10 protein-coding genes are annotated in these 25,190 nt (G+C 68.6%); 6 read left to right on the top strand and 4 right to left on the bottom strand.

The annotated features are described in order from the left end of the window. Nucleotides 1-123 precede the first annotated feature (123 nt). Both ACIQCS_RS11755 and ACIQCS_RS11750 read right to left on the bottom strand, forming a co-directional pair. On the bottom strand, nucleotides 124-13,035 hold the full coding sequence (locus tag ACIQCS_RS11755; RefSeq protein ID WP_345847526.1) for a hypothetical protein: 12,912 nt from the start codon (nucleotides 13,033-13,035) through the stop codon (nucleotides 124-126). Nucleotides 13,036-13,199: 164 nt separating this feature from the next. Continuing rightward, nucleotides 13,200-14,060: an AraC family transcriptional regulator gene (locus ACIQCS_RS11750; protein WP_345847524.1), complete on the bottom strand. Its 861-nt coding sequence runs from the start codon at nucleotides 14,058-14,060 to the stop codon at nucleotides 13,200-13,202. Between the two features lie 345 nt (nucleotides 14,061-14,405). Between ACIQCS_RS11750 and ACIQCS_RS11745 the strand changes: the two genes are divergently transcribed. From ACIQCS_RS11745 to ACIQCS_RS11730, 4 genes are all read left to right on the top strand, one after another. Continuing rightward, nucleotides 14,406-14,903 carry an RNA polymerase sigma factor gene (locus tag ACIQCS_RS11745; protein ID WP_345847521.1) on the top strand — a complete coding sequence of 166 codons (498 nt, stop codon included), beginning with the start codon at nucleotides 14,406-14,408 and terminating at the stop codon, nucleotides 14,901-14,903. Continuing rightward, nucleotides 14,900-15,934, top strand: a complete 1,035-nt coding sequence (locus tag ACIQCS_RS11740; protein WP_345847520.1) for a FecR domain-containing protein — start codon at nucleotides 14,900-14,902, stop codon at nucleotides 15,932-15,934. The genes ACIQCS_RS11745 and ACIQCS_RS11740 overlap by 4 nt, the downstream gene beginning before the upstream one ends. 143 nt (nucleotides 15,935-16,077) lie before the next feature. Next, complete coding sequence (locus tag ACIQCS_RS11735) at nucleotides 16,078-18,651, top strand: TonB-dependent receptor (RefSeq protein WP_345847517.1); 2,574 nt, start codon at nucleotides 16,078-16,080, stop codon at nucleotides 18,649-18,651. A gap of 5 nt (nucleotides 18,652-18,656) precedes the next feature. Next, nucleotides 18,657-20,267, top strand: a complete 1,611-nt coding sequence (locus ACIQCS_RS11730) for a M20/M25/M40 family metallo-hydrolase (protein WP_345847515.1) — start codon at nucleotides 18,657-18,659, stop codon at nucleotides 20,265-20,267. 9 nt (nucleotides 20,268-20,276) lie between these two features. Here the strand turns inward: ACIQCS_RS11730 and ACIQCS_RS11725 are convergent, their stop codons facing one another. Beyond that, nucleotides 20,277-22,640, bottom strand: coding sequence for a bifunctional diguanylate cyclase/phosphodiesterase (locus ACIQCS_RS11725; RefSeq protein WP_280279707.1), 2,364 nt, complete (start codon nucleotides 22,638-22,640; stop codon nucleotides 20,277-20,279). Nucleotides 22,641-22,774: 134 nt separating this feature from the next. Here ACIQCS_RS11725 and ACIQCS_RS11720 point away from each other — a divergent pair, with 134 nt between their 5' ends. Both ACIQCS_RS11720 and map read left to right on the top strand, forming a co-directional pair. Beyond that, nucleotides 22,775-22,999 (top strand): ParD-like family protein, encoded by a 225-nt coding sequence (locus ACIQCS_RS11720; protein WP_345847514.1) that lies wholly within the window; start codon nucleotides 22,775-22,777, stop codon nucleotides 22,997-22,999. After that, nucleotides 22,983-23,771 (top strand): type I methionyl aminopeptidase, encoded by a 789-nt coding sequence (map, locus tag ACIQCS_RS11715; protein ID WP_345847512.1) that lies wholly within the window; start codon nucleotides 22,983-22,985, stop codon nucleotides 23,769-23,771. The genes ACIQCS_RS11720 and map overlap by 17 nt, the downstream gene beginning before the upstream one ends. Before the next feature lie 38 nt (nucleotides 23,772-23,809). Here map and ACIQCS_RS11710 read toward each other — a convergent pair whose 3' ends face one another. Then, complete coding sequence (locus ACIQCS_RS11710; protein ID WP_345847511.1) at nucleotides 23,810-25,177, bottom strand: carotenoid oxygenase family protein; 1,368 nt, start codon at nucleotides 25,175-25,177, stop codon at nucleotides 23,810-23,812. Between the last annotated feature and the right edge of the window lie 13 nt (nucleotides 25,178-25,190).

The raw sequence follows: 25,190 nt of genomic DNA, 5'->3' as shown, positions 1-25,190 counted from the left end.
CCAATGGCAAGAGAGCCCGCGCAGTCCTCCTGCACGGGCTCTCGGCCCCCCCAAGTGAGGCCCGCAACGGTGCCCGGTGCGGAGCGGGATTCCAGTCCCTCCGCACCCTGGCGCCGACTGTCGTCAGAAGCCGATCTTCACGCGGACCGATGCACGGCCCTCGCGCGTGTTCTCGCCCGCCGAGCCTTCCAGCGCGATGCCCAGGCGGACATTCCTGCTGGCCTGGGCATCGATGCCGACGCCCAGCGTGCCGAGCACCGGCGCCATCCGCACGCCCGTCACGCCGAAGCTGCCGGTGCCGCTCGGCGCACCCGAGAAGCGCACGGTGCCCGCCGTATCGAGATCGCCCGAATTGTAGCGCACGCCCATGCTGACCCAGGGCATCGCCATGCCCGCGCCGGTCTTTACCCGGGCGCCGAGGCGCAGTTCCGCGCCTGCGGTGAACAGGTCGCGGTTCGCTGCGGCCATCTGCAGGCCCAGGCCGCCGGTGGCATTCTCGGTGAAGCCGTCGCGCTGGTCGCGGACCTTGCTCGCGCTGCCGATCAGGGCGAGGCGCAGGCCGTTCGCGAACTCGGTGCGGAAGCCGCCCGAGACGCCCACCGAATAGCCATTGGCATGGATGTCGCCGGTGGCGAGCGCCGTGGTGGTGCCGATGGCCAGCGTGCGCTTGCTGTTCAGGTCGCTCGAATACCAGCTGCCCGAAGCGGCGATGAAGGCGCTGCCTGCATCGTAGCTCAGATAGCCGCCCAGCTGATACTGGTTGCCGCTCACCGTCGAGTAGCGGCTGTTCATGTCCGCATCGATCTGCGCGACGCCGCCGGCGATGCCCGCGGTGAACCCGTCGAGCCGGGTCTCCACGCCCATGGCGACGCCCGCGACGGTCGTGTCGAGGCCGGCATGGGCGCCGTCGCCCAGCAGCTTCTGATAGCCGCCATAGACCTGGCCCCAGATGCCGCCATTGCCCGCCTCGCCATTGTCGGTGCCCGGCAGCGTCGCGCCGGAGAGCGCGCTGGCGAAGCCGTTGCCCGCCGTGCTGGTGGTGCGGACATCGGCCAGGCTCGCGCTGGCGAACCCGCCGCCGATCAGCGCATCGCCGCCATCGCCCACCCGCCGGCGGAGCAGGTCGGTGAACAGATTGTTCGCCGAGATGGTTGCGGTCGAGACATTGGCCAGGGCTTCGCCACTGAAGGTCCTGAACGCCGCGACGCGCTGCTGCGTATCGAGCGAAGTGATCGTGTTGAGCGTCGCCGCCCATTGATCCGAGGCATTGCCGGTGGTCGAGTTGCCGAGCGCATTGGCGACTGCGAGCGTGTTGGTGTCGCCCGCCGCCACGCCGTCGTTGAACTCCATGTTCTTCTGGACCTGGAGGACGACGGCATTGGCGGCCAGATCGTAGCGCAGGCGCCATTTCAGGTTCGGATTGCTCGCCACGGTGGCAAACACCGAGCCGTTGGCGAAGGTGCCGGTGAGGGCGTTCGCCTGGACGATCGTGTAGAGCTGGTTGAAGCGATAGTCGCTCGCCGCCGCGGTCAGCGCATTGACCTGCACCGTGCCGCCCGTGAGCGTGGCGGTGCCGTTCACCTTGATGCTGTCCGAAGCGAAGTTCAGGCTGGCGCCACCGAAGTCGAAGAGCAGAGTGCCGCCGCTGACGGCCAGGCTGCCCGCGGTGAAGCTGCCGATCGGGTTGATCGCGCCCAGCGCACCGGTGGCGAGGCCGCCCGGCGAGAAGGTGCCCGAGCTGATCGTCAGCGCGCCCGCCATCGTGCCGCCGCCGATCAGCGTGCCGCCCTGGACGCGCATGCCGCCCTGGGTGGAGCCCGAGAAGGCGAGCGTGCCGGCCGACACGTCGAAGCGGCCGGTGGTGGCGAAGGTGCCGGCCAGCGTGAGCGTGCCGGTGCCCTGCTTGTCGATCGAACCCGATCCGGTGATCGCGCCGCCAAAGCCCGTGTTCGAGCCGCTCGACAGCGTCAGGCGGCCGGTGCCCAGGGCGATCGTGCCGGTGCCGGCGATGGCCGCCACGGTCTGATTATAGGCGCCGAGATCGAAGGTCGCGCCCGAGGCGAGGCCGATCGTCGCGGTGCTGGCCAGACGATCACTGGCGCCGAGGCGCAACGTGCCGCTCTGGACAGTGACGGTGTTGGCCGCGGCGGTACCGTTCAGCACCGAGGTACCGCTCAGATTGTAGACCGTGCCCGCGCCCAGATTGGCGTTCACCGTGGCGCCGGTGAGCTGGTACTGGCCCGCAGTGAGCGTGCCGGTGCCGGCCAGGGTGCCGCCCAGCGCCAGGGCACCGATGGTGTCGCTGTACGTGCCGAGGTTGAGCGTCGCGCCGGATGCGACGGCCACCGTGGCGGCATCGGCCAGGCGGTTCGCCGCGCCGAGCGCCAGCGTGCCGGCCTGGACCGAAACGTCACCGGCGGCGGTGCCGTTCAGCGTCGAGTTGCCGCCCAGGTTGAAGAGCGTGCCCGCGCCGAGATTGGCGTTCACCGTGGCGCCGGTCAGCTGATACTGGCCCGCAGTGAGTGTGCCGGTGCCGGCCAGGGTGCCGCCGAGCGCCAGGGCACCGACCGTGTCGCTGTACGCGCCGAGGTTGAGCGTCGCGCCCGATGCGACGGCCACCGTGGCGGCATCGGCCAGGCGGTTCGCGGCGCCGAGCGCCAGCGTGCCGCCCTGGACCGAGACGTCGCCGGCGGCCGTGCCGTTCAGCGTCGAGTTGCCGCCCAGGTTGAAGACCGTGCCCGCGCCGAGATTGGCGTTCACCATCGCGCCGGTCAGCTGATACTGACCCGCGGTGAGCGTGCCGGTGCCGGCCAGCGTGCCACCGAGCGCCAGGGCGCCGATGGTGTCGCTGTACGCGCCGAGGTTGAGCGTCGCGCCGGATGCGACGGCCACCGTGGCGGCATCGGCCAGGCGGTTCGAAGCGCCGAGCGCCAGCGTGCCGGCCTGGACCGAAACGTCACCGGCAGCGGTGCCGTTCAGCGTCGAGTTGCCGCCCAGGTTGAAGAGCGTGCCCGCGCCGAGATTGGCGTTCACCGTCGCGCCGGTCAGCTGATACTGGCCCGCGGTGAGCGTGCCGGTGCCGGCCAGGGTGCCACCGAGCGCCAGGGCGCCGATGGTGTCGCTGTACGCGCCGAGGTTGAGCGTCGCACCGGATGCGACGGCCACCGTGGCGGCATCGGCCAGGCGGTTCGCCGCGCCGAGCGCCAGCGTGCCGGCCTGGACCGAGACGTCGCCGGCGGCCGTGCCGTTCAGCGTCGAGTTGCCGCCCAGGTTGAAGAGCGTGCCCGCGCCGAGATTGGCGTTCACCGTGGCGCCGGTGAGCTGATACTGGCCCGCGGTGAGTGTGCCGGTGCCGGCCAGGGTGCCACCGAGCGCCAGGGCGCCGATGGTGTCGTTGAAGCCCTGGAGATCGAGTGTCGCGCCGCCATCGACCTGTACGGTGGAGCTATCGGCAATCCGGCCATTGGCGGCGAGCTGCAGCGTGCCGCCGCTCACCCGCACATCCATGTCGATAGTGCCGGCGATGTGCGAAATGCCCGAGGCCTGGGTGAGCAGGTTGCCGGAGAGGTTGCCGTTCACGGTGGCGCCGTTCAGCGCGATATCATGCGCGGCGAGGGTGCCGGTGCCGTTGAGCGTGCCGTCCAGCCGCGCCGCGCCCACCGTGATTGCGGTCGTGCCCAGATCGAGCGTCCCGGCGGTATCGACGAGCAGGGTCGAGGTTGCATTGAAGCGCGCGCCGGTGGTCAGCGTCAGCGTGCCCGAGCGGATCTCGGTGAGGCCGGCATAGTTCACCCGGCCGCCGAAGCTCAGATTCGCCCCGTCGATCAGGAGACCGCCGCTGGTCCCGTTGAAATTGCCGGTGAAGCTGCCGGTGCCGCTGGTGAGCATCAGCGTGCTCGTGCCGAGCGCCACATTGCCCGAGCCGGTCAGCACGCCGATCGCTTCGCTGCCGCCGAGCTGCAGCGTGCCGCCCGTCAGGGCGACCGAAGCGGTGTCGGCAATGGCGCCGCCATTGGTGACGAGCGTGCCGCCGGTCACGGTCCAGGCCGCGACATCGGTGGCTCCGCCCAGCGTCCAGGTGCCGCTACCCGACTTGGTGGCGCTCCCGAAGTTCGCCACTGCGCCCAGCGTCGCCGAACCGGTGCCGGTCAGCGTCAGCGTGTTGTTGCCGGCGCCACCGTCGAGCGTGCCGTTGACGACCGCGCTGGTGTCCAGCGTGATCGCGTCGGCGCCGCTGCCGCCGGCATAGCCGCCGTTCAGCGTGCCGAGGATGTTGATCACCCGGTCGCCGGTGCCGCCCGAGAAGATCTTGCCGGTGGTCGAGCCTGCGTCCAGGTTCACCGTGACCAGGTTGGCGCCGTCGAGATACATGCCGCCCAGGCCGCCGGTGATCGTGCCGCCTGCCTGGTTGGTGAAGGTGCCGCCCGCGCTGGTCCACAGGCCGTAACCACCGGTGCCGCCGGTGAGGCTGCCCGAGTTGGTGACCGTGCCGCCCGCCGCCAGATAGACTGCGGTCTCGTTGCTCGAGGTCACGCTGCCCGCATTGGTCAGGCTCGAGCCGGCGCCATAGGCGGCGATGGTGGTGCCCTGGCTGGTGATCAGGCCGCCGGCATTGTTGGTGATCGCGGCCGTGCCCGCGACATAGACGGCGGGAGAGCTATTGAGCGCCTGGATCGTGCCCGAATTGTCGATCGTGCCGCCCTGGCCGAGGTACAGCGCGAAATTGCTGTTGCCGGTGATCGTGCCGCCCGCGCGGTTGATCAGCTGGGCGTCGCCGCCATTGACCCAGACGGCGCGGGTGCCGGAGATCGTGCCGCTATTGTCGAGCAGGCCGTCGGTGCCGCCGAAATAGATCGCGACATTGTTGGTGCTGGTGATCGCGCCGAGATTGTACACGCTCTGGTCCGCGCCGTCGGTGCCCACCGTGTTGGCGCTGCTGGTCAGGCTGCCCGTCGCCGTCACGTCGAGGCGGCTGCCGGCTCCGAAGAGGTCGACGCTCTGGAAATTGCCGGTGCTCGTCGCGCCGCTGATCGCGATGTTCGACCCGTCGGACACCATGAAGGTGCCGTTGAGATTGTTGGTGCCCGAGAAGGTGAGGGCGTTGCCCGCCGCCAGGCCGCTCACACTCACATAGCCGTTGCCGGTGATGTTCTGCGTGACGGTACCGCTATAGGCCTGCTGATAGGCAAGGGTGCCGTTGTTGACGATCGCGGAGCCCGAGATCGTGTCGCTCGCCCCCTGGAGCGTCGCGCCCGACTTGATCGTGGTGGTGCCCAGCCAGTTGTTGGCGGTGTTGGTGAGGATGATCGTGCCCTGGCCGCCGATGACCAGGTCCTGGCTGGGATCCACGCCCGCGCCGGTGCCGGTGGTGATCGCGCCGGTCAGCGTCGCGGTCACGCCCGCATCGGCGTTCAGCGTCGACGGGTTGGCCGAGGACGGGGTGACCACTTCCAGCGAGATGTTGTTGGCATAGCTGCCGGTGGCGCCGAAGGTCGCGGTCGGGTCGATCATGTGGATCGTGCCGCTGCCGAAGGCGCCTGCCGTTGCCGCACGGATCGAGCCGCCATTGACATAGATGTCGCCGGTGAGGCCGCTCGTGCCGTCGAAGGTGATCGTGCCGGCGGGCATGCCGCCGATGCCGGCATAGATCGCCTGGTCGGGATCGTTGCTCGGGCCGGTCAGCGTCATGTCGCCCGAGATCAGGCCGATGCTGTCGAAGTTTATGAAGTTGGCCAGGCTGACATTGTAGCTCTGCCCGGCGCCGAAATCGGCGAACAGCCGGTCATAGCCCGCGCCGCCATCGACGATGCCGGTGATCGTGCCGCCGAAATAGGTGAAGCTGTCGTCGCCGTCGCCCAGATACACGTTGCGGATCTGGCCGGAGCGCATGGTGACATTGTTGGTGCCGGTGGCCGAGCTGGCGTCGTAATCGCCATAGACGAGGCCCGACAGGTCGATGTTGCGCGTGCCGTTGCCGGTCGACACGATGCTGCCATACATCGCCGAGCCGACCTCGTTGGTCATGTTGATCGTGCCGTCGCCGGCGAGCAGCACCGCGCCCGTGGTGCCGACGAACGCGCCGCTCATATGGTTGGTGATCGTCGAGGTCTGGCCTGCCGCCGTGTCCAGCGAGACGCCGTAGCCGGTATTGCCCTGGATCGTGCCCGAATTCTCGATCGTCGCCGCGCCGCCCGTGATGACCAGGCCGTTGGCGCCGCCGACGATGGTGCCGCCATTATTGGCGCCGCGGGTGTTGGCCACCGTGCCGCCCGCCGTGAACCGAACGCCGTCGCCGGTGCTATAGTCCTGGTTGATCTGCCAATATTGGGTGACCGTATTGGCCGCGGTGCCGACGACGATGATGCCGGTGTTGTTCAGCGTCTGATAGGCGTCGCTGCCGATCACGCCGCCGGTGCGGCCGACGATGATGCCGGCATTGGTGATCGTGTTCGCGCCGGCCGAGACGGTGACGCCATTGCCTTCGGCGACGATCAGGCTGCCAGCCTGGTTCCCGAGCGTGCCGCCGACCATGGCCACGCCGCTATAGTTGGCGTCGGTCGAGCGGATCAGGCCGGCATTGGTCACGGTGGTCCCGGCCTGGGCGAAGACGCCGTTACCGAGATTGCCGATCACCGTGGCGCCATGGGCGATGGTCAGGCTCGTGCCGCTGTTGGCCAGCGTGACCGCGTTGCCGTCGCTCCCGATCTGCACGGTGCCGTCGAGCGTCAGCGTGCCGTCGTTGACGGTCCAGCCGCCGATATTCGCGGACGCGCCGCTCAGCGTCAGATCGCCGCCGTTGAGGGAAAGCTGCTCGAAATTGCGGACCTTGGTGAGATCGAGCGTGGTCGGGGTGGAGACGCTGGCGTTGAACCGGTCGAAGCCGATGGCGCCGGCTTCGATGCTGGTGAAGCTGCCGCCATACCAGTTGACCGTATCGTTGCCGTTGCCGAGCATGATCGCGCCATTGGTGGCCGAGCCGGCGTAGAGGCTGATCGTGTTGTCGTTGTTGCCGGTCAGGTAGATCGCGTAATTGCCGCCGGTGATCGTGCCGCTGTTGTTGATGTTCACCGCGGTGGTGCCGCCCGAATAGACGCCATAATTGCCACCGACGATCGTCGCGCCGACGCCGTTGGTGAGGTAGCCGCCGTTGAAGACGGCGCCGCTGCCGGTGCCGTTGACCGTGAAGGTGCCCGTGGTGCCGCCCGAAAGCGTGCCCGCGCCGATGAAGCCGGCATTGTTGATGTTCGCGGTGGCGCCGCCCTGGATGCCCCAGCCCTGGCCGACGATCACGCCGCTCGCCTGGTTGGTGACCACGGCGTTGCCGAACTGCTGATAGACGCCGCGGCTGCCCGCGCCGGTGCCGACCATATTGCCGCCATTGTCGACGGACACGCTCGCGCTTCCCGAATAGACGCCGCCGGCGGTGCCGCTGATCAGGCCGCCCGACTGATTGTTGAGCGTGCCCCCGGCAGCGGGGACGAAGCGCACGCCATAGCCCAGCGTCGCATTGGTGCCGCCGGTGATCGTGCCTCCGTTGTAGATGGTGTTGCCGGTGCCCAGCAGGTTCACCCCGGCATAGGTCGTGGCGGTGATCGTGCCGGCGTTGCCCAGGCTCAGCGCGCCGGTCGCGCCGATGCCGACGGCGCCCGTGACGGTGCCGTTATACTGGTTGGAGACGCTGCCCGAGCTGAGCGTGAGGCCGGTGCCGGCGCTGAGGGTGTAGGTGTCGGTCGTCGCGTTGTAGGTCGCCGCGGCGATCAGGCCGCTGTTGTTGACGATGCCGTCCGCCAGCATCGACGCGCCCCCGGCGACGCCCAGGAGGCGGCCGCCGGCATTGTTGGTCAGGGTGCTGGCGTTCTCGACGCCATAATATTGATAGCCGGCGATCGTGCCCGAATTGGTCACCGTGCCGCCCGCCGTGACGTACACGCCGTCCCAGCCGCCGGTGATCAGGCCGGTGGCATAGTTGGTCACCGTGCCGGCGCCGCCCGAGACATAGACGCCGTTGGTGCGCACGTTCGAGGTCGATCCGAACGCGACGCCCAGGATCTGGCCGGAATTGTTGACGGTGGTCGCCGCGGTCGAGGTGATCGCATTGGTGTTGTCGCCGTTGCCGCCCAGGAACGAACCGCGGATCACGCCGCCCGCCTGGTTCGTGATCGTGCCGCCCACCGTCTGGATGCCGTTGCCGCCGCCCGCGACCAGCGTGCCGCTGGTGCCGCCCGAGAGCGTGCCGGCCGCGATCGTGCCGCTATTGGTGATGCTGGTCGCGCTGCCGGTGAGGACGCCGCCGACGCGGCCGACGATCAGGCCGGCATTGGTGAGGCCGAGCGTGCCCGTGCCGATCGCGTAGATGCCATAGCCGTTCGTGCCGCCGGCATTGCCCTGGCCGACGATCCTGCCGGTGCCGTAGTTGGTGACGGTAAGGTTGCCCGAGCCGTTCTGGTTCTCGATCGCGTTGGCGAGGTTGCTGGCGATCAGGCCGTAATTGTTGACCGACAGCTGGCCGGTGGCGATCACGCCGTCCGAGCCGAGATGGTTGATGCCGGTGTTCCGGCCGTTGATCGTCGCGGTGGCGTTGCTCGCCGAGCCGTTGTTGATGATCGAGGAGCCGCTGGTCGCGGCGACGCCGATCGCGCTGCCCCAGTCCTGGTCGAGGGCGGTGCCGGTGTTGCTGATCGTGCCGAAATTGTCGACGCCGTTCCCGGTGCCGCCAAGATAGACGCCGAGATACTGGCCGCCCGCGACCGTGCCGCTCAGGCCGACGCGCAGGATATTGTTGGCGCCGCCCAGGGTGACGGCCGCGGCAGTGGCGCCGCCGCTATACGCGCCGCTGCGCGCGCCGGTGAGCGTGACTGTGCCGCCGGTGGCCGAGTTGATGTAGAGCGCGCCGGTATTGGTGATCGGGCCGCTCAGCGTGATCGTGCCGAGCGCCTGGACGTCGCCCGCGCCGCTGATCGCGCTGGTGAAGTCGTAATTGTCGTTGCGGTTGAAGACGAGCGTGCCGCCGGAATCGACGGTGATGGCGCCGGTGATGCGGCCGTTGGTGGTGCCGTCGCCCACCTGCAGGCGGCCGCCGGCGACGGTGGTGCCGCCGGTATAAGTGTTGGACCCGGTCAGCGTGACCTGGCCGCTCTCCAGCCGCAGCGCGCCGGTGCCCGAGATCACCGTGCCGCTCGAGCTGCTGCCCGACTGGGCATAGGTGACCGTGCCATTATTGACGATGTTGCTGCCCGAGATCGCGGTGGTCGAGCCCCGCGCCGTCACGCCCGAATTGATCGTCGTGGTACCGGTCCAGCTGTTGGTGCCGGTCAAGTTGAACAGGCTGCCCCCGATACCGGCAAAGGTCACGGCCTGCGAGGTGCCGATCGCCTGGCCGGCGGCGTTGGTGCCGCTGCCCGAGCTGATGTTGCCGCTCAGGATGGCGTTGCCGCCGAACAGGTTCTCGAACACGACCGGCTGGCCGTTCAGCACCGCGGGGATGTCGAGCACGAAGCTGTTCGCATAGACGCCGGATGCGCCGAACTGCACGTTCGAGGTGAGCATGTGGACGGCCGCGCTGCCGAACGCGCCGGCGCCGTTGGCGCGCAGGATGCCGCCATTGACGTTGATCGTGCCGACGCCGCTGGTGCCCTGGAAGTTCAGCATGCCGCCATTGGCGTTGACGGTGATGCCGGGCACGATCGCTGCGCCGGTGAGCGTCCAGGTGCCGCCGTCGAGCTTGGTGATGGTCCCCGCGCCGGTCGAGGTGGCGAGCGAGAAGCTGCCTGCCTGGGCGCCGGTGCCCGCGCCGCGCAGCTGCAGCGTGTTGTTGCCGCCGCCCAGGTCGATCGCGCCGAACATCGCCGCCGCCAGCGTGCCGCTGTTCTGCAGCGTAACGCTGCCCGCCGTGCCGCTCACCGCGTCGGTGTAGCTCTGCGTGACCGCACTGGCATTGGTCTGGCCGTTGTAGATCGCCAGCGTGTCGTTGCCAGCGCCGCCGGTGATGCTGCCCGAGGCCGAGCCGGCGAACAGGTTGATCGTGCCGCCGGCATTGTCGGTGACCACGGCAGTGCCGGTCCCGCTGCCCGCCTGGCCATAATTGTTGAATGTGCCGCCGTTCAGGAAGACGGCAGTGCCGGAAGTGGGGTTGTTGCCGCCGCCCAGCGTGGCGCCCACCGCATTGGTGATCGTGCCGCCGCCATTGGCATGGATGGCCGCGCCGGTACCTTCGCTGATCGTGCCGGCGTTCAGGATGTTCGCCGCGCCGCCGACATAGACGGCATCGAGATTGAGCGTCCCGGTGCCGGACCCATGGATCATGCCGGTGTTGACGAGGGTGAGGGCGCCGCTGGCCTGGATGCCGCCCGATGCGCCTTCGATCAGGCCGCTATTGGTGATGTTGGCGCTGGCGCTGCGGATCGCCGTGGTCGTGCCGCCCTGGACATAGTTGTTCGAGCCGTCGAGCGTGCCGGTGGCGATCTTGCCGGCATTGCTCACGCTCAGCAGGCCGGTGCCGCCATTGTAGATGCCGGCATAGCCCGCTCCGACGATCTGGCCGCCGGATGCGTTGGTGACCTGCACGGCGCCACTGTTGATCAGCACGCCCGCGCCTTCGCTCGTCGCGCCATAGATGCGGCCGGTGGCGTTGTTGAAGACCACGCTGGTGCCGCTGATCTCGAGGCCGGCGAAGCGGTCGCCCTGGATCAGGCCGTCATTGGTGACATAAGCGCCGTTGTTGGCGCGCGCGCCATCCCAGCGGCCATAGATGCTCGCGCCGGCATGGTTGGTGAGGGTGAGCTGGTTGGCGCTGGCGAAGACGCCATTGCCCTGGGTCGCGCTCGACCCGCCGGCGGCATAGGTGATCAGGCCGAAGTTATCGACCGTGCCGCTGCCGATGGCGATGCCCGAAGACATGCCGGTGCCCGAGGTGATCGTGCCGCTGTTCTGGATGTTGTTGCCGGTGGCGGTCGAATAGATGACGTCGCCGGTTGCGCTCACCTGCGCGCCCGCCTTGATGAACATCAGGTCGGCGGTGGTGAGCGTGACCGCGTTGCCGGCGACATTGGTCAGCGCGCCGTTGATGGTGAGCGCCGTCGCGTTGCCGCCCGCCACCGTCCAGCCCGGTCCGCCGTCGCTGCTGCCGGTGAGGGTCAGGTTGCCGGAGACGAGATTATAGGCTTCGAAATTGACGATGTTGGCGAAGAAGCTGCTCTGGTCGATCGTGCGGTTGGTCGTGGAACCGAGGTCGACCGCGAAGGTGTCCGTGCCCGTGCCGCCGTCGATCGTGCCGCCGATGCTGCCGCCGCCCCAGGTGAAGATGTCGTTGCCCGAGCCGAAGGTCGCGCCCTGCATCGCGCCGGTCGCGCCGAGCGTGAAGTTCTGGGCGCCGGTGGCGGCGCTGGCGTCGTAATTGCCGTTCAGCGTGCCGCCGAGATTGGTGGTGGTCGCGCCGCTGCCGGTGATCCGGATCAGGCCGTTCGTGGTCGATCCGGCATTGAGGTTGAACAACGAGGCGGTGGTGGCGTCGAGCCGGATCGCACCTGCGCCGCCACCGGTGATGGTGCCGTTGTTGGTGACCGTCTGGCCTGCCGAGAAGGTGCTGCTCTGGAAGAGGATGCCCCAGCCCGAACTGGTGTCGGAACCGCCGGTGATGGTGGCGCCGGCATTGTTGGTGATCGTGCCGCCGCGGCCCGAGGAGATCGCCGCGAAGTTGGTCGCGGTGATCGTGCCGGCATTGGTGACGTTGGTGGTTCCTTGCCCGTCCACCACGATCCTGCCGGCGCTCATCGCGCCGTTGTTGGTCACGCTGAGGGTCGAGGGCGCCTGGGCATTGCTCACGCCGGTTCCGGCGCCGCTGGTTGCGCTGACCGTGCCGTTGTTGACCACGGTGATGTTGCGACCGGCCCGGATCGCAAAGGAACCCTGCGAGGTGACGGTGACGCCCGATGCCACGTTCACCGCGAGATCCGAGTTCATGGTGTTCGAACCGATCGCGGAGAAGCCCGTGCCGCTGCTGACATTGGCGTTGGCGTTGACGGTGTTGGTGCCGCCGACCACGCCGGTGCCCTGGAACACCACGCCCGAGCTCGGGCGGGTAGAATTGCCGATCGCGGCACCCACGGTCACGACGCTGCTCTGGCCGGTCAGGGCCGCATTCACCTGGATGCCGACGCTGCCGCCGTTGATCGTGCCGCCCGCAGTGGTGATCACGCTGGTGGCGCTGTTGTTCGACGAGGCGTTGATGCCGACGCCGGCGATGCTGGTGCTGATCGCCGAACCCGAGCTGACCATGACCGGGGCCCCGGCGTTGCTCGCGGTCGCGCTGATCCCGGTGCCGCTGGGCAGGGTGCTGATCGAGCCGCCGGTGGTGGTGACGATGGCGCCCGCGGCCGAAATCGCGGAGATGCCGGTGGCGAAGCCCGAGATGACCGGCGCCTTCAGCGACAGGTTCACCGTGGAGCCGCTGGAGCTGGCATAGATGCCCGCCACGCCGGCGCCGTCGGCGGTGACGTTGCGCAGGCTGCTGACGGTGCCGAAATCGACGACGTTCACGAAGCCGTTGGCGATCAGATAAGCGCCATAGGTGGCGGTGAGGTCCGTGGTCGAGGATTCGTCGGACTGGCCGATGGCCCAGGTGACGTTGCCATTTGCCGCCTGCAGCGAAAGCGCCGCGCCGTTCTGGTCGCTGCGCAGCGTGTTGGCGCCCGCGGTGTAGAGGACCGCGCTCTGGCCGCCGGCGGAGACCTGCTTGTAGGCGATGCCGTTGGGGTCGCCGGTGGTGTTGTTGATCGTGACATCGGCCATGATGACGCCGGCGTTGACCGTGTTGGTCACCGTCACGCCGCCATTGGTCGCGGTCGCGTCGGTATAGGTGCCCGTGCCCGAGATCGTGCCGCCGCCCGCGGGGTAGGTTGACTGGGCCAGCGCCGGCGTGGCCAGCGCGACGCCGATCAGCGCGGTCGAGCCGAGCAGCGCCTCGCGCAACAGCGCCTCGCGATCCACCCGAACCGGAACCGCCTTGGACGCACGTGCGCCGTTGCCACGATCGATCATTTCAGAAGCCCCCGAAATCTTGAGAACCATGGGGCCCGCGACTCAGCGGGACACATGGCAGACATGGGGAATTCCTTAGTCCCGAGGTGGGATTTTGCTGTTGAATGCCTGTCTCACCGAATTGGACCGATGTCGCAGCGCGGCACGGGTCCCGCTTCGGGACATCAACGGCTTAGCGGGCTCCGTGCGCGGCAATCGCTGGGGGTCTCGCCGAAGCGCGCCTTGAACAGCCGGCTCAGATGCGCCGCGTCGCTGAAGCCCAGCCGTTCGGCAAGGTCGCCGATCCGCTCGGGATTCTCCGGGTTGAGCAGGGCCTGGCGCGCCGCCTCCAGCCGCATGTCGCGGATATAGGCCTGGACGCCGCCGCCTTCCTCGAACAGCCGGTGCAGCGTGCTGCGCGAAACGCCCAGCTTGCGGCACAGATTGGCGACGGTGAGCGCAGGCGAGCCGAGATGCGCCTGCACTTCCTTGCGCGCGCGCATCATCAGCGTCGCGGGATCCTGGCGGAAGCCCGACGCCTCGGTGCGGCTCGCAGCCTTGAGCGTCAGCACGAGCACGTCGAGCATCGACTTGCCGAGCTGGGGCGCATCCGCCTCGGTGAAGCGGGGCAGGGCCTCGCGCACCTGCAGCATGTGCGAGGTGAGCATCGCGCTTTCCGCGGGGCTCAGCGCCAAGCCGTGCAGGCTGGCCGGGTCCAGCCCTGCTTCGATCACCAGCCGGCGCGGCACGGAGAAACCGATGCTGCGCCCGCCGGCGGAATCGTGGAGCGATGTCTGGCTATGGTCGACGAGAACCGCGGAGCCGGGCATCTGCACCCAGTCGTTCCTGCCCGCGATGCCGGCTGCCTTGCCGTCCAGGTTCACGACGGCTGCGATGGTGTCCTGCCCCATGTCGACGAGCCGCTTGTCGCGTTTCCAGCGCTGCGAGGCGATGTCGGTGTACATGAAGCCGATCTCGCCCAGCCGCACGAGCTCGCTCGATACCCGGAAGGTCTCCAGCGGCTCGGTGCGGAAGAGCGAGCCCATGTTCGGCCAATAGCCCCGCCACGCCTCAAAGCGGTCGCCGGGCGCTATATCTGCGGTCGTGTAACGGTGAACGCGGACCGGATGCGACGCCAAACCACACTCCCGAATTTCTCTGCTTATGGGGATTCCATTCGATTCCCGGCATTTAAGCGATCCACCCTATAGACGGGAACCCGCAGCTGCACGCGGATTCTGCGCATGTGCCCCGAAGCGGTGCAAAGGTTACGAAGAATTAATCCTTGCGGGCAACGGGTCGATGCTCCCCGGGGGGCGGCAATTTCGCGTTTCGGATTCCGCGGTGCCGCGCGTTATGCTGTCGGAGGTGTGAAGCCGTTGAACAAGGCCGTGCGACAGGATTTGACGGAGAACGACCAGCGCTTGCGCCGCGCCCTGATCGCGTTCTTCGCGCGGCGCGTCCAGACCCTGCCGGAAGCCGAGGACCTTACCCAGGACGTCTTCTTCCGTATCGTGCGTGATCCGAAGCGCGAGGCGCCGATGGCGGATGCCTATGTCTTCCGGATCGCGGCAAACCTGCTGCGCGACAAGGGACGGCGCGAGCGGGTGCGCACCAGCTATCGGGAAGCCCGGGCGGTCGAGGATTTCCTGGGCATCGATCCGCTGGATCCGCACCGGGTTGCCGAGGGGCGGGAGAACCTCGATCTCGTTGCGCGCACGATCGCCGAACTGCCCGAGAAGACGCGAAGGATTTTCACGCTGTATCGCATCGAGAACATCGACAAGCGCACGATCGCGGACAGCTTCGGCCTGTCGGTTCGCATGGTCGAGATCCATGTCCAGCGCGCACTGGGGGCGCTGGCGGGGGCAATGGAGGAGTGCCAGTGAGCGGCGGCGATCCGGAAGCGGCCCGCGAGCAGGCGGTGGCATGGCTGATGCGGTTCCATGAAGGGCCGATCGCCCTGGAGGAGGAGCTCGAGCTCGAATTGTGGCTCGAGGCCCATCCGGCCAATCGCGAGGCGCTGGCCAGCATCGCGCGGGCGTGGCGAATGGCGGGCCAGGCCGCCGAGGTTCCCGAGCTGGTCGCGGTCCGCGCGGATGCGCTGAAGGCGCTCAGCCAGACCGGTCGTCGCGCCCCGCGCAGCTGGAGACCGGAGCTGCGCCACGCGCTGGGGGCGCTTGCCGCCTGCCTGCTGCTGATCGTCGCCACCTTCCATTTCTATCCGCGCGGCGAAACCTATCGGACCGGGATCGGCGAGCGCCGCGTGGTCCTGCTGGACGACGGATCGCGGCTCTCGCTGGACGCGGCGAGCGCCGTCGAGGTGCGCTATGACGGCGAGCGTCGCGCGCTGCGCCTGCTCGGCGGGCGGGCGCGGTTCGAAGTCGCCAAGGATCCGCGGCGGCCCTTCATGGTCATGGCCGGCGATCGGATGGTGGTCGCGACGGGAACCGCGTTCAGTGTCGAGCTCTTCCGGGCCGAGATGCGGGTAGTGCTCTACCAGGGCTCGGTCTCGGTGCTCGAGGATGGGCCCGCGGACCAGGCGCCGCGGCACGTTCCGCTCCAGGGGGACGGCCGAACGCCGGCGGACCGGATGCTCGCGCCCAGCACCGCGCTGATCATTCCCACCGGCGCTTCGGCGGCGGCGCGGCTCGAGACGGTGGATACGGCGCGCAGTTCCGCCTGGGAACAGGGGCAGCTCGTCTTCTCGGACGAGCCGCTGGGCGTCGCCGTGGAGCGAGTCAATCGCTATTCCGGCGCCAGCCTGGCGATCGAGGATCCCGTCACCGCGGCGCTGCCGGTAAGCGGCACGTTCAACGCCGGCGACACCGAAGCCTTTGTCGACGGAGTCGTCACGCTCTACGGGTTGCGCAAGTTGCGGCGCGGCGAAACCCTGATCCTCCGCGCGCCCGAACGCTAGGTCGGGGCAGCGATTCCTCCGACGATTGAGGGGAAAACGCCGTTCGGTCCGGGCGTTTCGCGATATCGCCCCTCGTGCGTCTTTCTTCCCGGAAGCTCCCGGCGAACGAGGAGCGATACAGGGGAACAGGGATGAGGGGATCGATGGCGCTGCTTCGCATGGGGGCCGCCGTGGTGGTGGCCGCGAGCTGCCTCCCGCCGGTATCGGCGCAAATGCAGGCCAGCTATCGGCTCGACATTCCCGCACAGGACATGGAGTCCGCGCTCAAGACCGTCGCGGGGGTCACGCATGAGCAGATCGTATTTCGCGGCGAGGTCGTGCGCGGCAAGCGGAGCAATGCGCTGCGCGGCTCCTATACCGCCGATGCGGCGATCGCGGCGCTGATCCGCGGATCGGGGTTGAGCGTCTCGCGCAGCGCGCGCGGCGTGTTCGTCGTCGTCGCCGCGACGGCCAGCGCGGCCGCCATGCAGGACGGGGAGCCGGACCTCGAGAAAGCCGTCGCGGCCGAGCAGGAGATCGTCGTCACCGGCACCCACATCGCCGGGGCTCCCGTCGCCTCGCCGGTGGTCAGGATCGACCAGCGCCAGATGCGCGAGGCCGGGCAGCGCGATCTGGGCGAAGTGATCCGCAACATCCCCAGCAACTATAATGGCGGGCAGAATCCGGGCGCGCGGTTCCAGGCCGGCACGGCCGCCAACACCAATGCGTCCGGCTCCTCCGCGCTGAACCTGCGCGGCCTCGGCCCGGACGCGACGCTCACCCTGCTGAACGGCCGCCGGCTTCCCTATGACGGAACCGCCCAGGCGGTCGACGTCTCGGCGATTCCGCTCGACGCGGTGGCGGAGCTCCAGATCATGCCCGATGGCGCCTCCGCGCTCTATGGGTCGGATGCCGTCGGCGGCGTCGCCAACATCATCCTGCGGCGCGACTTCGAGGGCGTGAGCACCTCGCTGCGTTTCGGCACCGCCACCGACGGCGGCGGGTTCCTGCAGGAATATGGCGTGGTCGGCGGCGGCCGCTGGAGCGGCGGCGGCGCGCTGGTCGCCCTGCAATATGACCGGCAGAATGCGGTGCGATCGGACCAGCGCGACTATACCCGCTACGTCATCGGCCCCAACACGCTGCTCGATGCGCACAAGCATTTCAGCGGCCTCGTCACCGCGCACCAGGATCTCACCGATCGCCTGACCTTCAGTATCGACGGCCTGTACAGCTGGCGCCACAGCGACGGTGCCGAATATTCGACCGTCGCCTTCGCCGCGACGACTCGTTTCAGCAACGAGAATTACGCGATCTCGCCGACGCTGACATGGCGCCTGCCCGGGGATTGGAAGGCGTCGCTGAGCGCGTCCTATGGTGCCAACAAGACCCGCCGTTTCGACGACAATATCGACAAGGTCACCGGCTATAACGATGGCGGCAGCAGCATCTATGACAACTACGCCTATGGCGGCGAGCTGGACGCGGACGGCCGGCTGTTCGCGATTCCCGGCGGCGATGTGCGGCTGGCGGTGGGGGCGGGGTATCGCTTCAACCATCTCAAGGTCTATTCCGCCACGTCCGCCGTGCCCACCGGCGACGGGCGCGGCAACTATTACGGCTTTGGCGAGCTGTTCGTGCCGCTGGTCTCCGCCGCCAATGCCTCGCCCTTTCTGCACCAGCTGAGCTTCTCCGCCGCGCTGCGCCATGAGGAATATGATCGCTTCGGCGGCGTCACCACGCCCAAGCTCGGCCTCGTCTATGCGCCTGCGCCGGATCTCGACCTCAAGCTGTCCTGGGGGCGCTCGTTCAAGGCACCGACGCTGCGCAACGAGTTCCAGCTGTTCCGGGTCGGGCTCCAGCCCGCCTTCTATTACGGGGGCAATTATCCCGCCGGATCGACCGTCCTGTTCACGTCGGGCGGCAATCGCGACCTGAAGCCGGAGCGCGCGCGCACCCTGTCGACGACGCTCGACCTGCATCCCCGGGCGGTGCCGGGCCTGAAGCTGTCGGCCACCTATTTCGACATCGACTATACCGATCGGGTGGTCCAGCCGGCCAGCAACGCCACGCTCAAGGTGCTGGACAATCCGGCGCTGCAGGAGTTCATCGACTATGCCCCGACCCCGGCCCAGCAGGCCGCGCTGATCGCCCGCGACAGCAGGGGCCTCGGCAACTACACCGGCACGCCCTACGACCCGGCCAAGGTAGTGGCGATCATCCGCAACCAGCTCGTCAATGCCGCGCGCCAGCGGATCAGGGGCGTCGATCTGGTCGGCAGCTATCGGATTCCGGTCTCGAGCGGCGATGTGACGCTTTCGGGCCAGGCGAGCTGGTTGCGCAGCAATCAGCGAAACACCGCGAGCGCGCCGCTCATCCAGCTTGCCGGCGTCAACTTCAATCCGCCCCGCTTCCGCGGGCGTGGCGGCGCGACCGGGCATCTCGGCGGATTCACGGCGGCGCTGTTCGCCAACTATACCGGCCCCATCACCGATCTGAACGTCGCCCCGCCGGTGCGGCGGGGCGACATGACCACGCTTGACCTGTCGCTGATGTGGAAGGCGCCGGCGGCCCATGGCCCGCTGAAGGGCTTCGAGATCGGGCTGTACGTGAACAATCTCACCGACGCGCGGCCGCCCTATCTCGCGTCGTTCGACGAGACCACCGTCAACTATGATTCGACCAACTATTCGCCGCTGGGCCGCTTTGTCAGCGTCTCGCTGCGCAAGGCATGGTGAGCGACATGAAGAACCAATCGAACTCAGTTCTCCTGCGCGGCGGCGCTGCCGTGCTCGCGCTGGTGCTCGGCGTCTCGCCGCTCGTGGTCCGGGGCCAGGCCGTGGACCTAGAGATGACCGATCGCATCGTCGACGAGGGCCAGCGGCGGGGCGAGGTGATGGAGATCGCGCGCTATCTGAGCGACGAGATCGGCAGCCGGCTCACCAATTCCCCCGGCGCGCGCAAGGCCGAGGCCTGGACGCAGGAGAAGTTCCGCGGCTGGGGCCTTGCCAATGTCCACAAGGAAGGCTTCCCCTTCGGGCGCGGCTGGTGGATGGAGCGCGCCAGTGTGCGGATGATCGCCCCCCGGCCGCTTGCGCTCACCGCCATCCCGATCAGCTGGACGCCGGGGACGAACGGCGTGATCACCGCCCCGATCGTCTTCGCGCCGATGACGAGCCGGGCCGATTTCGCCCGGTGGAAGGGCAAGCTGGCCGGCAGGATCGTCCTGGTATCGACCACCGACGAGGTGCGGACCCCGCCGGCCGCTTCGCCCGTCACCGCCGAGGAATTCGCCAGGCTCGCCGTCTACGAGCCGCCCAAATTCACTTCCGACGGCCTGGCCAGGCTGGAGAAATCCTATTTCTTCCCGCGCCAGATGGAGGATTTCCTGAAGGCCGAGGGCGCGCTCGCCTATGCGCGGATCACCAACCGGGACGGCAAGCTGGTGATGGGCGACGGCCATCGCTTCGCGCCGGGTGACGAGGCACCCTTGCCCGCGGTCGAGATCGCAGCGGAGGATTATCGCCGCCTCGTCCGCCTCGCCGATGCCGGCCACGCGCCGACGCTCGCGATCGAAAGCGTGGTCCATTACGACGACAGCGATCCGCAGGCCTATAACATCTTCGCCGAGATCCCCGGCAGCGATCCGAAGGCCGCCTATGTGATGGCTGGCGCGCATCTCGACAGCGCGGCGGCGGCGGACGGCGCGGCGGACAATGGTGCGGGCGTGGCGATGGTGATGGAGGCGGCTCGCATCCTCTCGAAGATGCCGCGCCCGCGCCGTGCCATCCGCTTCGCGCTATGGGGTGCCGAGGAGCAGGGGATGATCGGCAGCTCGGCCTTTGTCGAACAATACCTCGCCCGGCGGGTGCCGCCGGCCGAGCCCGAGGTCGGGGTGGGCGGGCGCTTCTGGCTCCGCTCGATGAGCTGGCCGATCGTGAAGCGGCCGACCTGGGGCGAGATGTCGGTCTATTTCAATCTCGACAACGGCTCGGGCAGGATCCGCGGGGTCTATGCCTATCGCAATCTGGCGGCCGTGCCGATCTTCCAGGCTTGGCTGGCGCCCTTCGCGTCGATGGGGGCCACCACGGTCGCCGCGTCGGACAATACCGGGCCGGACAATGAATATATGCAGATGGTCGGCGTGCCGGGCTTCCAGTTCATCCAGGACTGGAACGATTATGGCCGCATGCATCATACTTCGATGGACACGTTCGACCATCTCGACGCCGACGACATGCGCCAGGCCTCGATCATCCTGGCGAGCTTCCTGTGGAACGCGGCGAATGCGGACAAGCCCTTCCCGCGACGCCCGCTGCCGACCGAGCCGCGGCGGAGCGGGCCGGCAAAGTGATGGCCGGGGTCAGGCGGCGGCGCTGGCGCCGCCTGGCGGGCGCGTGGCGAGCGCCCGCGCTTCCTGCACGGGGAGCGGGCGGCCGAAATAATAGCCCTGCACCTTGGTGCAGCCGAGCTGCTGCACCATGTGGTGCTCCTCCTCGGTCTCCACGCCTTCCGCCGTCGTCGCCATGCCCAGGCTGTCGGCCAGCGCCACCACCGCGCGAATGATCGCGATCGCTTCCTTGGTGCCCTTGGAAGCGCCCTGGACGAAGCTGCGGTCGATCTTGATCGAGCTGAACCGGGTATGGGCCAGATAGCCGAGCGAGGAATAGCCCGTGCCGAAATCGTCCAGGCTCAGGCGCACGCCCAGTTCGAGCACGCGCTCGAGCACATGGATCGCCTGGGTTCCCTCGCGCATGAACACGCTCTCGGTCACTTCCAGCTCGAGCCGCTCGGGGGGCAGGCCGGATTGGGCCAGGGCCTGCGCCACCATGGTGGCGAAGCTCGGCGAATGGAGCTGCTCGGGGCTGACATTCACTGCCACGCGCACTTCCGAATCCCAGCGCGCCGCTTCCTTGCAGGCAGTGCGCAGCACCCATTCGCCGATCGCCGGGATCAGCCGGGCATCCTCGGCCAGCGGCACGAACTTGGCGGGCGAGACCACGCCGAATTCCGGGTGGGTCCAGCGCAGCAGCGCCTCGAAGCCGGCCAGCGAGCCGGTGTCCGCCAGCACCACGGGCTGGTAGTTGAGGTGCATCTCGCCATTCTCGACCGCGCTGCGCAGCGCGATCTCGAGCACGCGCCGCTCCTCGGCGGCCATGTGCAGCTGCGGCTCGTAGCAATGGAAGGCGCCGCCGCCGGTGTCCTTGGAACGATAGAGTGCCAGGTCGGCCGAGCGGATCAGCATCTCGGCGGTGCGCCCGTCGCGCGGCCCCACGGCAAGGCCGACCGAAGCGCCGATGAACAGCGTGTTCTGGTCGATCTCGTAGGGGCGCGAGACCGTGTCGATGATCGCCTGGGCCAGCCGCTCGATGCCTGCCGTGTCGGTCGCGTCGCGCACCACCACGGCGAACTCGTCGCCGCCGAGCCGCCCGACCATCTCGTTCTCGCTCATCAGCTGCTTGAGCCGTTCCGAGACGCGCATCAGCAGCCGGTCGCCCACCGGGTGGCCCAGCGTGTCGTTCACTGCCTTGAAGCGATCGAGGTCGATCATCATGAAGGCGCAGCGCGAGCCCCATTTCTCGGCCTCGGCCATCGCGCGGGCCAGCGTCTCGTTGAGCAGCAGCCGGTTGGGCAGGCCGGTGAGCGTGTCGAACCGCGCCATCTTGCTGATCTGGTCGGCCGAGGCGCGCGCCTCGGTCACGTCCGAGCCGACGCCGCGGAAGCCGATGAAGGTGCCGCCCTCGTCGTAGCGCGGGCTGGCGGACATTTCCCACCAGCGCTCCTCGCCATTGACGAAGACCGGCAGCAACAGGTCGTGAAAGGGATCGCGCGTCTTCAGTTTCTCGGCCAGGTCGCGCAGGCCGGCGGCGAAATTGCCGTCCTCCCAGGTCGGCCCGGCGAGCACCTGGAGGAAGGGCATGCCGTTGATCGCCTTGGGATCGACGCCCAGCGACTTGGAGAAGCGCGGATTGGCGCGGGCGACGCGGCGCTGCGCGTCGATCTCCCACAGCCAGTCGGCCTCGCCCTCGCGCTCGTTCTCGCGCAGGAGCAGGCTCAGCGTCTCGTCGCGCTCGGCGATCGCCATCTCGCCGGCGCGGATCACGACGAGCGCCTTGCCGCGGGCGAAGGTGGCCATGACGAGCAGCACGGTGAACAGCGCCGATGCGGCGGCGAGCATCGGCGAGGCGATCAGCGACAGCGTCACCACCAGCGCGGTGCCGACGATCGCGACGAAGGTGATGGTGGCGAGCGGCAGCGCGGCCATGGCGACGGCGCTGGCGGTCATCAGCAGCGAGACGACGATCCACAGGCCGAGTGCGGCGCTGGCGTCCACCAGATGGCCGAAGGCAAGGGGCGGGATCGACCAGGCCGCGCCCAGCGCCACCCCGTCGAGCACGGTGTCGCGCACATCGCCCAGCGTGGCGGTGACGGCGGTGCGGTGGCGCCTGGCGAGGCGGCGGAAGGCAACCGCGGTGCCCGCGGCGGCGACGATCGCGCCCCAGCTCGCCAGCTGCCAGAGCGGGACCAGCGGGGCGAGGAGGATCGTGACGAGCGAGGCGCCGATCACATTGGCGGCGAGCATGAACAGCGCCAGCTGGCTGCCGGCATGGAGCTGGGCAGCGCGGATCGGCCCCCAGTCGGTGGTGTCCGCCGGGTCGTACAGGCCCAAAAGCGCACGCGCATCGATGCGCGGCCGGGCGAATTGCGAGGTCGTCTGGCTGTTCACCCAGAGAGTGTAGCCCGGCGCTGGTTAGCGAGTGGTTAGGCGGGCAGGCCCGAACGCCGATTTTTCGGCGGGGCTTGGCATCCGGATATATGGTTCATATACGATCCGTATGCGAATCATATAGGGAGGGCCTGATGGGCATCGTCAACATCGAAGAGGAGTTGCACGATCAGCTCCGCCGGGCGAGCAAGGTTTCGGTGCGCTCGATCAACGCGCAGGCGGCGTTCTGGATCAGGATCGGCATGCTGTGCGAGACCAACCCGACGCTGAGCTTCAACGAGATCATCGAGCGCGAGCTGCGCGAGGCCGGGGTCTCGGCGCCACCGCTCGGCCTGGTGGCGCATGACAAAGCAGCCTGAGGAAGTCGCGTTGCTGGCCGAATCGGGCCGGCTGCTCGCCTCGGTCTTCTCGATGCTCGATGCCACCCCGCTGGCGGGCAGGTCGACGCTCGAGATCGATGCCCTGGTCGAGCGGTTCATCACCGAAGACCTTCAGGCGCGCCCGGCGAGCAAGGGCCAGTATGGCTTTGAATTCGTGCTGAATTCCTCGGTGAACCAGGTGGTCTGCCACGGCGTGCCCTCGCCGGGCGACGTGCTGTGCGACGGTGACATCGTCAACCTCGACATCACGCTGGAGAAGAACGGCTACATCGCCGATTCGAGCAAGACCTATCTGGTCGGCGAGGTCGCGCCCGCCGCCCGACGGCTGGTCCAGGGCACCTATGAGGCGATGTGGCTCGGCATCGCCGCGGTCCGTCCCGGCGCGCGCACCGGCGACATCGGCTGGGCGATCGAGCGCCACGCCAAGCGGCTCGGCTATTCGGTGGTGCGCGAATATTGCGGGCACGGCATCGGCCGCGAGATGCACGAGGATCCGCAGATCCTCCATTTCGGCCGCCCGGGCACCGGGGTGCTGCTGCGCGAGGGCATGGTCTTCACGATCGAGCCGATGCTCAATCGCGGCCGCCGCGGCGTGCGTACCGAGGCGGATGGCTGGACCGTGGTGACGCAGGACGGTTCGCTCTCCGCCCAGTTCGAGCATACCGTGGCGGTCACCGCCTCGGGCGTGCGCGTGCTCACCCTGCGGCCCGACGAGCAGGCGATGCTCGCTCGGCTGAAGCTCGCCGCCTGAACCGGGGGCGACGGCGGCGCCGCCCCGGCCCGGGGGGATCAGGCGGCGATCCAGTTGCCGTGGAAGCCCGGCGGCACGCGGTGGGGCAGGCGGATGCTCGCCACCGGCGCTCCTTCGAAATCGCGCGCGTCGAGGATCACCAGGTCGGTCGTCTCGCCCGCCAGGTCGACCACCAGCCCGATCAGCCAGCCTTCGTCCTCGCCGGCCTCGGGCGATGCCGGCACGAAGACGAACTCGCCCGGATACTGCCCCGCGCCGAATTCGTGCGTCTGGCGCGTGCCGGCCTGCAGGTCATGCTTGTAGAGCTGCGTGGCGGCGATGCCGAAGCGGTTGTCGGGCAGCGCCATTGTATAAGCATAGCGATAGGGCTGGCCCCAGCGCCGCTCGTCGGGGCGGGGGAATTCCTGCGGCGCGGCATCGAGCAGCTGCCGCTCGGCGCTCTGGGTCGCCGGATCGAGCAGGAAGCGCTCCAGCCCGCGCGGCACGGCATTGGGCCCATCGGGATCGCCCTCGAACATCGTATCATAGGTCACCGCGTCGAGCACCACCCGGCCGTCGGGCAGGTCATAGGCGTTGACCGTGTGGAAGATGTAGCAGGGGTCGATGTCGATCCAGATCGTCTCCTCGCCCCGGCCCTGGCGCGGGACCAGCCCGATCCGGGCCCGGTGTTCGGGGTTCCAGCGATAGGGGAAGCGCGCGCCGCCCATCGCCGCCTGCATCGACAGCGTCACCGGCAGGTCCAGCACCAGCGCATAACGGGCAGTGAAGGCGCAGTCGTGGATCGAAGGACCGTGCGCCACCGCGATCGGCTCCTCGCGGATCACCTTGCCCTCGGGCGAGATCACGACGTGATGCACGGTGTTGGGCGCCATCGCGGCATAGGTGATCGCATGCTGCTCGCCGGTCAGCGGATCGCGGTGCGGATGCGCGGTGAAGGAGCCGGCCAGCGTGCCGCCGAAATCGCTATAGGCCTGGCTCTCCAGGTCGCGCGACAGCGTCACCGGGGTGCTGCCGGCTTCGACCATCGCCAGCACTTCGCCGGCGATCTCGACGACATTGGTGTTCACCGTGTCGAAGCTGCCATGGCGCGGGCCGGGGGCAGGGGCTTCGCCCAGCGCGGGGGCGGCGCGAGTCGAGCGGATCCAGCGGTTGCGGTACCACAGCGCCTTGCCGCCCTGGATCGCCAGCCCGTGGACCATGCCGTCGCCGATGAACCAGTGATAGCCCTTGGGATCCGGATCGACCGGGTTGGGGCCGATCCGCATGTACTGGCCGTCGAGCGCGGCGGGGATCGTGCCGGTCACAGGCAGCGCCTCCAGCGTCAGCTCGGCCCGCATCGGGGTGTGGATGCCGGAGAGAAAGGGGTGATCCAGAGTGTCGTTCGTCAGCTCGATCGCGCTTGCCATTGTCGCCTCCTGG

Origin of the sequence: Sphingomonas sp. NPDC092440, assembly GCF_044754985.1 — a bacterium.
Lineage (GTDB): Bacteria > Pseudomonadota > Alphaproteobacteria > Sphingomonadales > Sphingomonadaceae > Sphingomonas.
The sequence above is the reverse complement of the archived record's forward strand: the minus strand, read 5'-3'. Positions and strand labels throughout refer to the sequence as shown.

Excerpts from the sequence above, each read along its gene's own strand:
- map (WP_345847512.1), top strand. The coding sequence starts at position 22,983 with ATGACAAAGCAGCCTGAGGAAGTCGCGTTGCTGGCCGAATCGGGCCGG.
- ACIQCS_RS11720 (WP_345847514.1), top strand. The coding sequence starts at position 22,775 with ATGGGCATCGTCAACATCGAAGAGGAGTTGCACGATCAGCTCCGCCGG.
- ACIQCS_RS11735 (WP_345847517.1), top strand. The coding sequence starts at position 16,078 with ATGGCGCTGCTTCGCATGGGGGCCGCCGTGGTGGTGGCCGCGAGCTGC.
- ACIQCS_RS11755 (WP_345847526.1), bottom strand. The coding sequence starts at position 13,035 with ATGATCGATCGTGGCAACGGCGCACGTGCGTCCAAGGCGGTTCCGGTT.
- ACIQCS_RS11710 (WP_345847511.1), bottom strand. The coding sequence starts at position 25,177 with ATGGCAAGCGCGATCGAGCTGACGAACGACACTCTGGATCACCCCTTT.
- ACIQCS_RS11730 (WP_345847515.1), top strand. The coding sequence starts at position 18,657 with ATGAAGAACCAATCGAACTCAGTTCTCCTGCGCGGCGGCGCTGCCGTG.
- ACIQCS_RS11750 (WP_345847524.1), bottom strand. The coding sequence starts at position 14,060 with ATGGGCTCGCTCTTCCGCACCGAGCCGCTGGAGACCTTCCGGGTATCG.